12 protein-coding genes are annotated in these 12,918 nt (G+C 73.1%); 5 read left to right on the plus strand and 7 right to left on the minus strand.

Translation table 11 applies throughout. The features are described 5' to 3' along the window. Positions 1–46 precede the first annotated feature (46 nt). Positions 47–769 (minus strand): LuxR C-terminal-related transcriptional regulator, encoded by a 723-nt coding sequence (locus tag KUM38_RS04875; RefSeq protein WP_366816051.1) that lies wholly within the window; start codon positions 767–769, stop codon positions 47–49. Positions 770–973: 204 nt separating this feature from the next. Here KUM38_RS04875 and KUM38_RS04880 point away from each other — a divergent pair, with 204 nt between their 5' ends. Beyond that, on the plus strand, positions 974–2,332 hold the full coding sequence (locus tag KUM38_RS04880) for a hydrolytic protein (RefSeq protein ID WP_308408901.1): 1,359 nt from the start codon (positions 974–976) through the stop codon (positions 2,330–2,332). A 291-nt stretch (positions 2,333–2,623) separates the two neighbouring features. Here KUM38_RS04880 and KUM38_RS04885 read toward each other — a convergent pair whose 3' ends face one another. Then, positions 2,624–3,550, minus strand: coding sequence for a hypothetical protein (locus KUM38_RS04885; RefSeq protein WP_217128030.1), 927 nt, complete (start codon positions 3,548–3,550; stop codon positions 2,624–2,626). A gap of 236 nt (positions 3,551–3,786) precedes the next feature. Next, positions 3,787–4,404, minus strand: a complete 618-nt coding sequence (locus KUM38_RS04890) for an RNA polymerase sigma factor (RefSeq protein WP_217128031.1) — start codon at positions 4,402–4,404, stop codon at positions 3,787–3,789. Positions 4,405–4,810: 406 nt separating this feature from the next. Between KUM38_RS04890 and KUM38_RS04895 the strand changes: the two genes are divergently transcribed. Beyond that, positions 4,811–7,540 carry an FG-GAP-like repeat-containing protein gene (locus KUM38_RS04895; protein ID WP_217128032.1) on the plus strand — a complete coding sequence of 910 codons (2,730 nt, stop codon included), beginning with the start codon at positions 4,811–4,813 and terminating at the stop codon, positions 7,538–7,540. Positions 7,541–7,646: 106 nt separating this feature from the next. Here KUM38_RS04895 and KUM38_RS04900 read toward each other — a convergent pair whose 3' ends face one another. The 4 genes from KUM38_RS04900 to KUM38_RS04915 all read right to left on the minus strand — a co-directional run bounded on the left by KUM38_RS04900 (position 7,647) and on the right by KUM38_RS04915 (position 10,993). Next, on the minus strand, positions 7,647–8,039 hold the full coding sequence (locus KUM38_RS04900) for a hypothetical protein (protein WP_217128033.1): 393 nt from the start codon (positions 8,037–8,039) through the stop codon (positions 7,647–7,649). An 83-nt stretch (positions 8,040–8,122) separates the two neighbouring features. Next, a complete protein-coding gene (locus tag KUM38_RS04905) occupies positions 8,123–8,680 on the minus strand; it encodes a hypothetical protein (protein WP_217128034.1) in 558 nt (185 codons plus the stop codon). Positions 8,681–8,786: 106 nt separating this feature from the next. Next, positions 8,787–9,293 (minus strand): hypothetical protein, encoded by a 507-nt coding sequence (locus tag KUM38_RS04910; protein WP_217128232.1) that lies wholly within the window; start codon positions 9,291–9,293, stop codon positions 8,787–8,789. Between the two features lie 122 nt (positions 9,294–9,415). After that, positions 9,416–10,993: a glycoside hydrolase family 20 protein gene (locus KUM38_RS04915; RefSeq protein ID WP_217128233.1), complete on the minus strand. Its 1,578-nt coding sequence runs from the start codon at positions 10,991–10,993 to the stop codon at positions 9,416–9,418. 182 nt (positions 10,994–11,175) lie between these two features. Between KUM38_RS04915 and KUM38_RS04920 the strand changes: the two genes are divergently transcribed. The 3 genes from KUM38_RS04920 (at position 11,176) to KUM38_RS04930 (ending at position 12,909) form a co-directional block, all read left to right on the plus strand. Continuing rightward, the gene (locus tag KUM38_RS04920; RefSeq protein ID WP_374227038.1) at positions 11,176–11,862 is read left to right on the plus strand and encodes a 2-oxo-4-hydroxy-4-carboxy-5-ureidoimidazoline decarboxylase; all 687 of its coding nucleotides are present in this window, start codon (positions 11,176–11,178) and stop codon (positions 11,860–11,862) included. 178 nt (positions 11,863–12,040) lie between these two features. Then, on the plus strand, positions 12,041–12,421 hold the full coding sequence (gene sdhC, locus KUM38_RS04925; RefSeq protein WP_078903214.1) for a succinate dehydrogenase, cytochrome b556 subunit: 381 nt from the start codon (positions 12,041–12,043) through the stop codon (positions 12,419–12,421). Positions 12,422–12,426: 5 nt separating this feature from the next. After that, complete coding sequence (locus tag KUM38_RS04930; RefSeq protein WP_217128035.1) at positions 12,427–12,909, plus strand: succinate dehydrogenase hydrophobic membrane anchor subunit; 483 nt, start codon at positions 12,427–12,429, stop codon at positions 12,907–12,909. The last annotated feature ends 9 nt before the right edge of the window (positions 12,910–12,918 follow it).

The following is a 12,918-nucleotide window of genomic DNA, read 5'->3' on the forward strand; positions in this document are numbered from 1 at the left end:
CAGCGCGGGGTTCCCCGGCGTCGTCGACGGGGTCGCCCGGCGGGCCTCAGATCAGCCCGTTGCGCAGCGCGTAGCCCACGGCGTGCGCCCGGTTGCGCAGTTGCAGCCGGGTGATGACCTCGTGCAGGACGTTCTTCACGGTGCGTTCGGAGTACGAGGTCTTGCGGGCTATCTCCGCCGTGTCCAGTCCCTCCGACACCAGGCGCAGCATGTCCGCCTCGCGCGTGGTGAGGGTGGACAGGGACAGGGCGCCGGGGTCGAGCGCGGAGCGCTGGAGGCTGCCGACGTGGTTGAGCAGTTCGCCGAGCAGGTCGCCGGGCAGCATTCCCTCGCCGTTGCCCGTCGCCAGGACCAGGCGCAGCAGCTGGTCCTGATCGGCCTCGGCGCGGCGCAGCACGGCCGCCACACCGCACTCGATGACGCGTTGCAGCCCGCCGGCCCCGAGGGTGCCTATCACCAGGCCGGTGCGGGTGGCGCTGTTGTGCCGCAGCCGGTTGAGCAGGGCGGCCACGTCGTCGTCGACGGTGTCGACCACCACCAGGGACACCTGGGCCGAGTCGGCGTCGTCGGCGTCGACCAGGTCGATCTCGGGGCGGTGCCGCAACTGCTGGACGACGCCCACGCGCAGCACGGGGTCGGCGGCGTAGACGGCCAGGGTCATTCGGGTCGGGCGCTCGGAGCGAGAGCTGCGGAGGGCCGAGCCGGCCCGGACGAAGTCACGGGGTGCGGTGTCGGACGAGGCAGATCTGTTCTCTTCTACGTGGAGCATGGGGCTACCTGTTTCATGAGTCGGTGGGGGGTAAGGAATGCAAGGTGAGGCGATCACGGGGTGGGGGTGCGCGAGAGGCGGCTCGCCACATTAAGGACCCACCGTTACAGGGGAGTTGACATTGGCTGGCCGGGCAGCGTCACTGCCCGCGCGTTGCCCTCGCGTTCCTGGCCGCGCCTCCGGGCGCGCTCCTACGGTGAGGGCGTGACGCCTTCCACAGCCTCTTCCGGTCCCGGTGCGCCCGGCCTCGACATCCCGGCCGTGACGGTGACTCCGGGCGACATCGCCACCACCACCCTGACGGTGCGCAACGACAGCGACATCGTCGAGGCGTACGACCTGAGGGTCGTCGGGGACTGCGCCGCCTGGACCACGGTGGAACCGGCGCGCGTCTCCCTGTATCCCGGCACCTCCGAGACGGTGACGCTCCGTCTGGAGCCGCCGCGGTCCCCGGAGATCCGGGCCGGCGAGATGCCCCTCGGCGTGCGGGTGCTGCCCAACGAGCACCCCGACGCGGTACGGGTCCTCGAGACCACCGTGCACATCGGGGAGTTCCACGAGCTCAAGACCGAGCTGTCCCCGCGCCGCCGGCGCGGCTGGCTGCGCGGCCGCTACCGGCTGGCCGTACGCAACCAGGGCAACACCGCCGTACAGGTGCGCTTCACCCCCGGACAGGCGGGCGAGGAGCTGGGGTTCGCCTTCGCCCCGGCGCAGCCGAAGCTGGAGCCCGGCGAGTCGGCGGAGGTCGGACTGCGGGTCCGTACCGCCAAGCCGGTGTGGTTCGGCGACCCCGTGGTGTGGCCGTTCACCGTGGACACCACGGAGGCCGGCGACCAGGAGGAGCCGGCGGAGTCCCGCTGGGACGATCCCGTCGCACGGCCGCCGCTGGACGCGGAGTTCGTCCAGATCCCGATCTTCCCCAAGTGGCTGCTGATACTGCTCGCCGCGCTGCTCGCGCTGTTGCTCGCCTGGTTCACGCTGGTCCGTCCCGCGGTGCGCAGCGCCGCCGAGGAGGCGGCCACCGAGGCGGTCCAGCCGCGGCCGACGCCGGCCGGGGAGCAGGAGGCCGCCGGAGACCCTCCCGGCACCGGCGCGGACAGCCGGCCCGGAGGCGGCGGCCAGGAGTCGGGGGCGGAGGCGGGCGCGGCCGGGTCGGGCGGCGACGGAAGCGGCTCCCCGGCCGGGGGCGGCACCACGGCCGGCGGCCAGCAGAGCTCGGCGACCATCGACCTGAAGACGGGCACCGGGGCGCCCGGGACCGGTACCTACAAGGTGCCCGAGAACAGCGTCTTCGGGGTCACCGACATCGTCGTCGCCAACTTCCAGGGCGACGAGGGCGTGATGACCATCTCCTTCGGCGACCGCAAGATCACCACGATCGCGCTGGAGACGTTCCGCAACCAGGACTACCACTGGGTCACCCCCATCAAGATCCCCGAGAACGACACGGTGACCATCAACGTGACCTGCGCGAAGCCCGGTACACCGGCCACGGGTCGTCAGGCGTCGGAGTGCCACGAGGTCCTGAACGTGAGCGGAGTACTCAGTACCACCACGCAATGAATCGGATGTTCTACTTCCGAACTCATCCTCGATCAGTGGCGACTGCATCCGTAAAGCGTCGAATGCCTTTCGGCCTGAAATCGATAACCTTGGTCTCAAAACCGGCATCCGACCACAGGGGCCCCGTAGGGCACGGACCTCTGACGGAGTGGTGACGTGGGCGGCGGATCACCCGATCCGCCGCCCACGCGCATCCGGCGCGGCCGTGCGCGGGCACTCGTCACCGGCGGTGCACGGCTCGACGCGCTCGCCGGCGAGCCGTGCACCGCGACGGCGGGTCACACGGGTGCGCTACGGGCGGTTGCCACCCGGGTTACCGGGCTTCCCCGTGCTGCCGTCCGGGACGTTGCCCGCGGCGTCGGGGCCGGTGCCCACGGCGTCCGGGACGTTGCCCGCGGTCCCCGAGCCGTTGCCCGCGTCGCGCGTGGCGTTGTCGCCCGGGACGTCGCCCCCCGGAACGCCGGAGAGGCCGTTCCCGGACCGGTCGGCCGAACCCTCGTCCTTCTTCTCCGGCGCCCGGGTGCCGGCGGACCGCTCCTCGGCCCCCGCCGCCCCTCCCAGCCGCTCGGCGCAGTAGGCGTCGACGTTCGCCGCACCGCCCGCCGCCTCCGTCAGCCGCTCCCAGGCCGCCGAGTCCAGCGCCTTGCCGCGCCCCTGGACCTCTTCGTAGGCGCGGCAGGGGGCCTCGGTCTCCCCGGCGGCCCCCGGGAGGTCCGGCCGGCCGGTGCCGGCGCCCGGGCCCGGGCCCGGGCCCGGGCCCGCGGAGCCTCCGGTGGACGGGCCGGTGGTGCCGGGCGAGGGGGCGTGGGTGCGCCTGCCGTCCTCCGCCGGACCGTCCGTGGACGAGCCCGCCGCGCCGATGCCGGCGACCGCGACCCCGCTCAGGGTGAGACCGGCGACCACCACGGAGAGCGTGGCCTTCAGCGAGTGGCGGCCGAACCGGCTCCGCCGGGTCCGCCAGTCGTCCCGGCTCCGGGTGCGCGCGCCGTGCGCCCCCGCCTCCCGGGCGGCCAGGAACGCGGCGACGGCCCGCTGCTCGGCCCCGGCGTCCACGCCGCGGCGGATCAGCGCGGCGGCGAGCAGCGCCTCCAGGTCGGCGGCGTCGACGACCCGGCGCCCACCGGTGACGGGATCCGGACCGATGTGCCCGGACGGCGCGCCCTCAGGGTGCACACGCCGACGGCCGGCCGGCCCGTCGTCGTTCTGCCGTTCACCCATGTCCGATCCCGTTCCTGCTCGTTCCACCTGATACATGCTGCCGACGCGGCCCGTCCGGCCCACCGCACCCGTGCGGGCCGGACGCGCGGGCGGTACCTCCCGGACCGACGGATACGTTCCGCATGTCCGGCCCGTTCAGCCGGCGGCCCTGGGGGGCCGTCGTGGACCGCCGGGTGCGGACGGCCCGGGTCGCGCGTCGCCGCGCCGACCGCCGTGTCCGCCGTCCCGGCCGACGTTCATGTCGACTCACCCAGCGTCCGCGACGCCTCATCCGTCACACTCTCGGCGCCGAGCTGCTTCGCCAGCCGCTTCAGACCCCGGTACGCGGCCGTCCGCACCGCGCCCGGCCGCTTGCCGAGGACGCGGGCGGCGGCCGGGCCGTCGAGGCCGACGACCACCCGCAGCAGCACGGCCTCGGCCTGGTCGCGCGGCAGCCCGCCGACCAGTTCGAGGGCGTACTCGGTGGACATGGCCTCCATGGCCTGGTCGTGGGTGCTCTGCGGCCCGGGCAGCTCCAGGACGTCCTGTTCCAGCGTCGACGGCCGGGGCCGTACCCGCTGCCGGCGCAGATGGTCCAGCGCCCGGTGCCGGGCGATGGTCGCCGTCCAGCCCCGGAACCCGGCCCCGTCGCCCTTGAACCTCCCCAGGTCGCGGGCTATCTCCAGCCAGGCGTCCGACATCACGTCCTCGGCGTCGTCCCCGACGAGCCCGCGCACATAGGCGAGCAGGCCGGGCTGTACGAGCCGGTAGGCCACGGCGAAGGCGGCCTCTTCCCCCTTCTGGGCCCGCGCGACGGCCGCGCCCAGTTCCCCGTCGTACGCCTGTGCGCGGCGGGGTTCCCCTCCGTGGCCCAAGAACTGTCCTCGTCCGTACCGAGCGCGTAGCGCACCGCTGTCGCTTGGCGTGAGCACGTCTGACGGTGCCCACACCCCCACGGTCATCAGCGTCCGGCGCCACGAAAGTGTCACAGCTCGTCACACGCCTCGTGCGGCACGCGCGAGCGGGCCGGTCCGCCCGCGATCCCCGGGAACCGGGCGGCCGTCGGGCGGCGATCGCCACGGGCCGCGGACGTGGCGGTCACCACACGGTCAACTCACGGGATCCGTACAGCTTTTCGCCCTCTCGTACGTCCGTGGGGGTCCATCGGATCGCGCACGGATCCGGTGACTCCCCGTGTGACGTTTGGCCCACGCTCGGCGCTGAAGGAGTGCCATCTGTGGGACAGGTGGTGTCCATGTGTTTTTTCTAGGGGTGGGGTAATTGAGTCCTCGCAGGACCCATGCGTACAAGCCGCTCAGCCTGAAACGGCGGGCCTGGCTGACCGTCGGAGCCGTCGTGCTCAGTGGCGCGGGCGCCGTCACGTACGCGGTGGCCGGTCAGTCGTCCGCACCGGCCGACCCGCGGGAGGAGGCCCGCGAGCCGAGCGTCCACACGCTGGAGATGGAGAACCGGGGCGCGGGCCGCCGGGGGCTCGACCGGCAGGCCACGGAGCGCTTCAGCGCGGTGCTGGTGACCTGGGACAACCCGGAGGCGGACGCCAAGGGCACGCCCGAGGTGCGCACCCGGGACGTGGAGACCGGCGAGTGGTCCGGCTGGCGGAAGCTGGAGGACGAGCCGAACCAGGCCGACGGCGCGGAGGGCGAGCGGGCGGCGACCCGCGGCGGTACGGCGTCGGTGTGGACCGACGACTCCGACGGCGTCGAGGTCCGCGTGGTGAACGCCGACGGCACCCAGGCGGGCGGTCAGCCGGCCGGCATGGACGTCAAGCTCCTCGACCCGGGCACGGACCCCGAGGGCGCGCCGACGGTCGCGGCCATGGAGCCGGCCGCGTTCCTGGCGGAGACCACGGCACCGGTGACCACGGAGCCGACGGAGACGCAGACCACCGGGCCGACGGAGACCCAGACCACCGGAACGCCTGCGGAGCCGCCCGCCACGGACACGGCCACGCCCACGGACACGGCGTCCGCGGAGCCGACCGGCGCCCCGTCGGAGACGGCCACGGACACCGCGTCCCCCGAGCCGACGCCCACCGTCCCCGAGCCCCGCCCGTCGACGGTCGTGAAGCCGCCCGTCATCACGCAGGCCGAGTGGGGCGCGTCCACGGACTACGACGGAACGCCGAGCTACGGCACCGAGATCAAGGCCGCCGTCATCCACCACACCGGCGTCGACAGCGACAACAGCGTCTCCTGCGCCGACTCGCGGGCCCGGATGCGCTCCATCCAGCAGGAGCACTTCGCGCGCGGCTACTACGACATCGGCTACAACTTCGTCGTCGACCGCTGCGGGCAGATCTTCGAGGGCCGCAGCGGCGGCATGGACCTGCCGGTGGTCGGCGCGCACGACGTCGGCTTCAACACCGACACGCTCGGCATCTCGTACCTGGGCAACTTCGAGAGCGCCCGCCCGAGCCGGGCCGCGCTGGACTCGATCGCGCGGGTCGTCGCCTGGAAGTTCGGCATGTACGGCATCGACCCGACCGGCAAGGTCACGCTGACCTCCGGCACGGAGGCCGGCGTCAGCGGCAACAAGATCGACAAGGGTGAGTCGGTCACCCTGCCGCGGGTCCTCGGCCACCGGGACACCAACTACACGGCCTGCCCCGGCGCGAACCTGTACCCGAAGCTGTCCCTCATCGCCGCGCTCGCCAAGACCCCGGGCGTCTCGCACGCCCTGGCCACCTCGGACCACAACCGGGACGGCCTCGCCGACCTGGTCGCCGGCACCCCGAAGGCCTCCAGCGGCGGCAGCGTGACCGTGATCCCCGGCGGACTGAACGGCCCGGTCACCGGAGCGAAGAGGACGCTCACCCAGAGCAGCGCCGGCGTCCCCGGCTCCAACGAGTCCGGTGACGGCTTCGGCACCTCCACCGCCTGGGGCGACGTCAACGGCGACGGCCACGCGGACCTCGCGATCGGCGTGCCCGGCGAGAACGACACCGACGGCGACACCGACCGCGGTGGCGTCGTGGTGATGTACGGCCCGGGCCTGAACACCGGCTTCTCGTACTCCACCTCGGGCGTCACGCAGACCGGCGCGAAGCTCGGCACCACGGTCGCCGTCGGCGACTTCGACGGTGACGGCAAGGCGGACGTGTTCGCGGCCGGCACCGGCCGGGGCGGCAACTGGAACGCCCGGCACACCGGCGGCGCCACCAAGTACGGCACCCTCACCGGTTCCACCGGTGCCGTCTCCTACCTGGACGCCGCGAGCGGCGACTTCAACCGGGACGGCTACGCGGACATCGCCCTCAACTACCGCGACACCGGCGGCATCAGCCGCATCGTCCGCTTCGCGGGTTCCGCGTCCGGCCTGACCAAGGCGGGCGTCCTCTCCGTCAAGGGCGGGCGCTCCCTCGCCGCGGGCGACTTCAACGGCAACGGCTACGACGACATCGTCATCGGCCAGCCGGTGGCCGCCGAGTCCGGCGGTTCGACGCCGGGCGGGCGGATCGCCATGGTCCTGGGCACGTCGACCGGGTTCACCACCACCGGCATGCGGACCCTCCACCAGGACACCTCCGGCGTCCCCGGCGGCAACGAGTCCGGTGACGCGCTGGGCACCTCGGTGTCGGCCGGCGACTACAACCGCGACGGCTACGCGGACGTCCTGGCCGGTGCCCCCGGCGAGGACCTCACCCGCAGCGGCAGCAGCCGCAAGGACGCGGGTCAGGTGCTCCTGTTCCGCGGCGGCTCCTCCGGCCTCACCGGCTCCGGCGCGGTGGGCGTCTCCCAGGACACCTCCGGCATCGCCGGCTCCACGGAGTCCGGTGACCGGTTCGGTTCCGCGGTGTCCCTGACGGACCTGTCCGGCTACGGCCGCGCGGACCTGACGGTCGGCGCGGACGGCGAGGACACCTCGGACGGCGTGCTCCTGTACCTGCCGAGCAACGGCTCGGGCCTCGGCTACGGCGACTCGTACGCCTTCGGCAGGGGCACCCTCGGCCTGGCGGCGGACGTCCGGCTGGGCCAGACCCTGACGCCGTAACCCGCACCCGGCACGACGACGGCCGGGGTCCCGCGCGCCATGCGGGACCCCGGCCGTCGTCCGTGTCGGGCCCGCGCGCCGTGCGGGGCCCCGGCCGTCGCAGGCGTCAGGCCCGTGCGCCGTCCGACGCGTCGCGGCACAGCAGGCGGAGGGAGCCGTCGCCCGTGTAGCAGCGGCGGGCCTCGTCGATGGGGTCCCAGAGGCGGCCGTCGGGGGTGCGGACCCAGTGGTCGCCGCCGGAGGACCACCACTCGCCGCCGGTCTGGCGGGCGATCACCTCGCCGGCGTAGGCGCCGAATCCGCGCAGCACCAGTTCCACGGCGGCGAACGGGGCCTCCTCCTGGCGTATGTCCTCGATCATCCGGTCGACGCTCCACAGACTGCGCGCCGAGTAGTCGAGGCGCAGCCGTGCCCCTTCCCGCATCGCCGCCACCGCGTCCGCCGCCCAGCGGACCGGCTTGGTCGCGGCCGAGGGCCTGGTCTCCTGCTGTGTGGTCACAGTCGTCGCAGTCGTCACATCCTGGTAAGCGATCCGGCGAAGCGTTTCGTCACTGCCGTTCGGATCGTGCCGGCATCACGGACCTAGGCGTCCCGGCGGCTGCGGCGGGACACCACGGCGCGCAGGACCCGGCGCCCCTCCGTCGAGACCTCGAGGGCTCCGCGCAGGCCCGCCGGGCCGTGGGCGGCGAGGAGTTCCAGGACCGTGAGCTGGCGGCGCAGTTCGGCGGCGAGCAGCGGCGACAGGCCGTCGGAGCGGCCGTCACGGCGGGCGTCGGCGAGACCGGAGTCGTCGCCGCCGCCGTCCAGCAGCCGGTGGATCCGCAGCGCGGTGACGGAGCAGCCGTCGGCCCACTCCCGCAGCCCGGCGGCGGACCACTCGGCGGGGGCGCCGGCGAGCATCCGGTGCGCGAGCGTCACGGCCTCGTCCGCGCCGCCGTCCGCCGCGTCCAGCGTGCCGCGGGCCTGCTCCAGCCGCTGTGCCCAGTCACCGGCGGGCGCGGCCGGGGAGAGGCTCGCCCACAGCGGCCGCAGCACCTCGTCGTCGCCGCCCAGCAGCGGCACGCACCGATCCAAACAAGCCAGCCCGCTCACGGCCAGCCCGCGCTCGTCGGCCCGCGCGATCAGTTCCACCAGGCTCATCCACGCCTCCTCAAGGGGTGTTCGCGGGCCCCGGACGAGGCCCTCACGTGCCCCATCCCTCACGGAGCCCGCATCTCCCCTTACTGCGTGCGACGGGCCAGGAGTGTCACAGGGGCACCACGCCGAGCCGGTCGAGGAGGCGGAAGAGGAGGTTTTCGGCCACCGGGTCGGGGTCGGCGGTCAGCACCTCGGCCAGGTCCTCGGCGGACGCGGTGCGCCCCGCCTCCTCGGCCCAGAAGACGGCCCGCTCGGCGGCGTCGGAGGGATCCAGGAAGTAGTCCTCCAGCGTGAGCCCCTCCTGCTGCCCCTCGAGGTAGCCGGCCATGCGGGCCCGCGCCAGGCAGGTCGTCCACGCCCCGCTCTCCGGTGACGCCGCCTCCACCACCACGCAGTCGCTGTTCATGACGTATCCGAACAGCGCGGGCGCGCCGGTCTCCCGGGCCAGGTCGTTCATGTTCCCGATGTCGCCCCGGCCGCCCGGGTACTCCCACACCTGCCAGCCGCCGGGCGCCGAGGTGTGCAGGGTCATGTCCCCGGCCGCACCGGCCAGCGTGTCCAGTTCGGCGAGCGGCCGCTCCCCGCGGCCCACGACGAAATACCCCCAGTAGCCCATGTGCCGCTGTTCCCCCGGTGTGTCGGTTCTCCGTCCTGTCCAGAACACCACCACAGTCGTACGGGAGTTCGCAGCCATATGCGGCAATCCGTCCCACGACACGGGCCGGCCCGGCGGTCCGGTCAGTCCAGCCTGTCGGCCAGGCTCCGGAACTGCGCCCAGGACAGCTCCGGTTCGTCCGGGTCCCAGAGTTTCTGGACGGTCGCCCGCAGCGGCATCCTGATCCCGTCCGCGACCTGGTCCTGGGTCTGGGCCCGGGGGATGTCGCCCCAGATCGCGAAGGACCCGCCGAGGATCCGGTCGTCGTACCGCTCCGGGACGGCGGTGGTGCCGCGCAGCACCAGCGGCGTCCACTGCTCGTAGATTCGCTCGCCCGTCGGATAGACGAAGGTCAGGGGCTCCCCGAGGACGTAGTAGAGGAACTCGTCGTTGTAGTTGACGACCTCACGGCCCTCGCTCAGGTACTCCGCGGGCTGCCGGGCGCCGATCTCCTTGCCGGTCCAGTAGGCGACCCGGATGTCCTTCGCGGCCCGCACCGACCCGCCCCGGAAGAAGCCGTCGTTCCAGGCGCGGGGCGTGCGGTCGTGCGCGCGGACGGTGGCGGCCCGGTCGTTGAGCCAGCCGGTGGTCAGGTCCTCCACGGTCGCGCCGGAGCCGTACTTCTCCCGCGCGGCGGCGGCCAGGCCCGGGAACGACGCCTCGGGGTCGGGGACCACCAGCGCCTGGTACTCGTCGCCGCCCAGGTGCCACTGCCCGCCCGGGAAGAGCCCGGCGTACTCGTCCAGCAGGTCGTCGACGATCTCGGCGGACCCGGGTTTCGAGATGTCGATCGCGCCGCGCACGGCGCCGCCCCCCACATCGCGCAGCTGGAGGTCCGGGTGGGCGGCGATGACCGCGCCGAGGTGTCCGGGCGAGTCGATCTCGGGGACGACGGTGATGTGCCGGCTCTCCGCGAGGTCGACGATCCTCTTCACCTGCGCCTTGGTCAGGTGGTCCGCGGACACGATCTCCGGGTGCGAGTCGGACTCGATGCGGAAGCCCTGGTCGTCGGAGAAGTGCAGGCCGATCTCGTTGAACTTCAGATCGCCCAGCTCGCGGATCCGGTCCTCGATCCAGCCGGCGGTGTAGTGCTTGCGCGCGATGTCCAGCATCAGCCCGCGCCGCTGCTTGGCGGGCTCGTCGCGCACCACGCCCTCGGGGGCGGCGCCGGCCCCCTTGATCTCCTGCTTGAGGGTGCGGGTGCCGTAGAACGCGCCCGCCTCGCCGGGAGCGCTGACGGTCACCCGCCCGTCCCGCACGGTCATCGTGTACGACTCGGGGTTCGCGCCCGCGTCCCGGTTCAGCTCCAGCCGCAGGTCCCCGGCCCGCCGGTCGCCCTTCTCCCCCGCGTACGCCAGTCCCAGCTCACCGGCGATCAGCCGCCCCTCGTCGGCCAGCGCGGGATCGTCCACGACCACCCGGTGGTCCTTCGCGGGACGCCAGCCCGGGCCGCGCTCCGCGGTGTGGTCGCGTACGGCGGGTATGGTGCGCGGCGCCTGCGACAGCGGGTAGGTGCGGCTGGGGCTCGGACGCGGGCTCTCCGCGGGGGAGGCCGCCGCCCGGCCCGCGGGCGCTCCGTCGCCGTCCGAGGCCGCCCAGAGGCCGAGGCCCACGCCGGACGCGGCCACCAGCGCGCCCGCGGCGACGGCCACGACCGGCACCCATCGCCGCCGCACCGTCCCCGTCACCGTGCGGCGCCCGTGCTCCCTGTGCTGCCTGTGCTGACTCACCCAGCCAACGTACGACCCGAACGAGTGAAGGGCGCGGATGAGCCGCCTTCAAACTCTGCCGTCCGGGTGAATTCGGGGTACCGATCGGACACGTCTCGGACTCACTCGATAACGTGTCGTCACAACTCTCACAGCATCTTCCATCGATACATACGCGACGCCCACGAGGACCCACGCTGCCTGCGCACCGTCTCCCAGACCTCCCCGGCCGAGTCGCCATACCCGGGCAGTCCCGCGGCGCACCCGGCGCCCCGCCCGCGCTCGAGCGGTTCAACACCGCTCCCGCCGAGGATGCCGAGCGCGCCCTCCTGGCCTGCCTGCGCAGCCTGCGCTGGGCCCTGCGCCTCTCCGGCCACCGCCCCTACCCCGACCTGCCGTCCCTCCTGGCCGCCTCCGACGAGGCGGCGTACGACCTCTCCCCCGAGGAACTGACGGAGGCCCTGGCCGCGGAATCCCTCCCCGCCCTCCCCGACGGCACCTACTCCGCCGCCCACACGGCCCTGAACGCGGCCCACACGGCGTACGAGACCAAGTTCGGCCACGTGTTCGTCATCTGCCTGGACGGCGTCCCCGAGGAAGAGGCCCTGGACCGGGTCCTGGAGAGCATCCGGTCACGATTGGCGAACGATCCGGACGACGAACGAGCGGTGGCGGCGGAAGAACTCCGGCGCCTGGCCAGGGAGCGGTTGCTCGCCCTGCTGGGGGCACGGGGCTACGACATGTACGGCTCCGCCACGTGGACACGACCGGCCACCGACGGCTCCACGCCCGGCACACGCGACAAAGCCCCGCCCGGGTAGCCGCCAAGAACCGACACGCACCCCTTCGGGTGCAACTTTGATCACACCCCCCGACCCCGCCGATGCCCGGCGCCGACGGCTCGCTACGATGCTGAGGGCCGGTGGACCGTACCCGGCCGGGCCCGACCGACAAGGAAAGCCGGCGCGGCCCCGAACCCCGCTCCCGGAGGAAACTTCCGTGCCGGCTGGAACGCTGTACCGCGGCCGGGAAGGAATGTGGTCCTGGGTGGCTCACCGAGTCACCGGCGTCCTCATTTTCTTCTTCCTGTTCGTTCACGTGCTGGACACCGCTCTCGTGCGGGTGTCCCCCGAGGCCTACGACACCGTCGTGGCCACGTACAAGACGCCGATCGTCGCGCTGCTGGAGTACGGCCTCGTCGCCGCCATCCTGTTCCACGCGCTCAACGGCCTGCGTGTCATCGCCGTCGACTTCTGGGTCAAGGGCGCCCGCTACCAGAAGCAGATGCTCTGGACCGTCGTCGCCCTGTGGCTCGTGCTGATGATCGGGGCGATCTACCCCGTGCTCGGCCACGCCGCTCGTGAACTGTTCGGGAGCTGACACCCATGTCCACGACTGACACCACCGCCTCGGGCATCGGCCCCGTCGAAGGCGCCTCGCTCTACTCCGTCGACAACCCGGCGCCGGTCATCGAGCCCCCGCGCAAGCGGACCAAGAAGAGCCCGAAGAGCACGCGCGGCAACTTCGAGATGGCCGCCTGGCTGTTCATGCGCCTGTCCGGCGTCGTCCTGGTCGTCCTCGTCATCGGCCACCTGCTGATCCAGCTGGTCCTCGACGGCGGCGTCTCCAAGATCGGCTTCGCCTTCGTGGCCGGCCGCTGGGCCTCGCCGTTCTGGCAGGTCTGGGACCTGCTGATGCTGTGGCTGGCGATGCTGCACGGCGCCAACGGCCTGCGCACGGTCATCAACGACTACGCGGAGCGGCCGAACACCCGGCTGTGGCTCAAGGGCCTGCTCTACACCGCCACGGTGTTCACCATCCTGCTGGGCACGCTGGTGATCTTCACCTTCGACCCGAACATCCGCTAGGCACGGGGC

It is taken from the genome of Streptomyces sp. AC558_RSS880, assembly GCF_019049255.1.
Taxonomy (GTDB): Bacteria; Actinomycetota; Actinomycetes; order Streptomycetales; family Streptomycetaceae; genus Streptomyces.

What these genes read in the sequence shown, in the direction of transcription:
- KUM38_RS04875 (WP_366816051.1), bottom strand. Translation starts at nt 769, where the DNA reads ATGCTCCACGTAGAAGAGAACAGATCTGCCTCGTCCGACACCGCACCC.
- KUM38_RS04885 (WP_217128030.1), bottom strand. Translation starts at nt 3,550, where the DNA reads ATGGGTGAACGGCAGAACGACGACGGGCCGGCCGGCCGTCGGCGTGTG.
- KUM38_RS04905 (WP_217128034.1), bottom strand. Translation starts at nt 8,680, where the DNA reads ATGAGCCTGGTGGAACTGATCGCGCGGGCCGACGAGCGCGGGCTGGCC.
- KUM38_RS04910 (WP_217128232.1), bottom strand. Translation starts at nt 9,293, where the DNA reads ATGGGCTACTGGGGGTATTTCGTCGTGGGCCGCGGGGAGCGGCCGCTC.
- KUM38_RS04930 (WP_217128035.1), top strand. Translation starts at nt 12,427, where the DNA reads ATGTCCACGACTGACACCACCGCCTCGGGCATCGGCCCCGTCGAAGGC.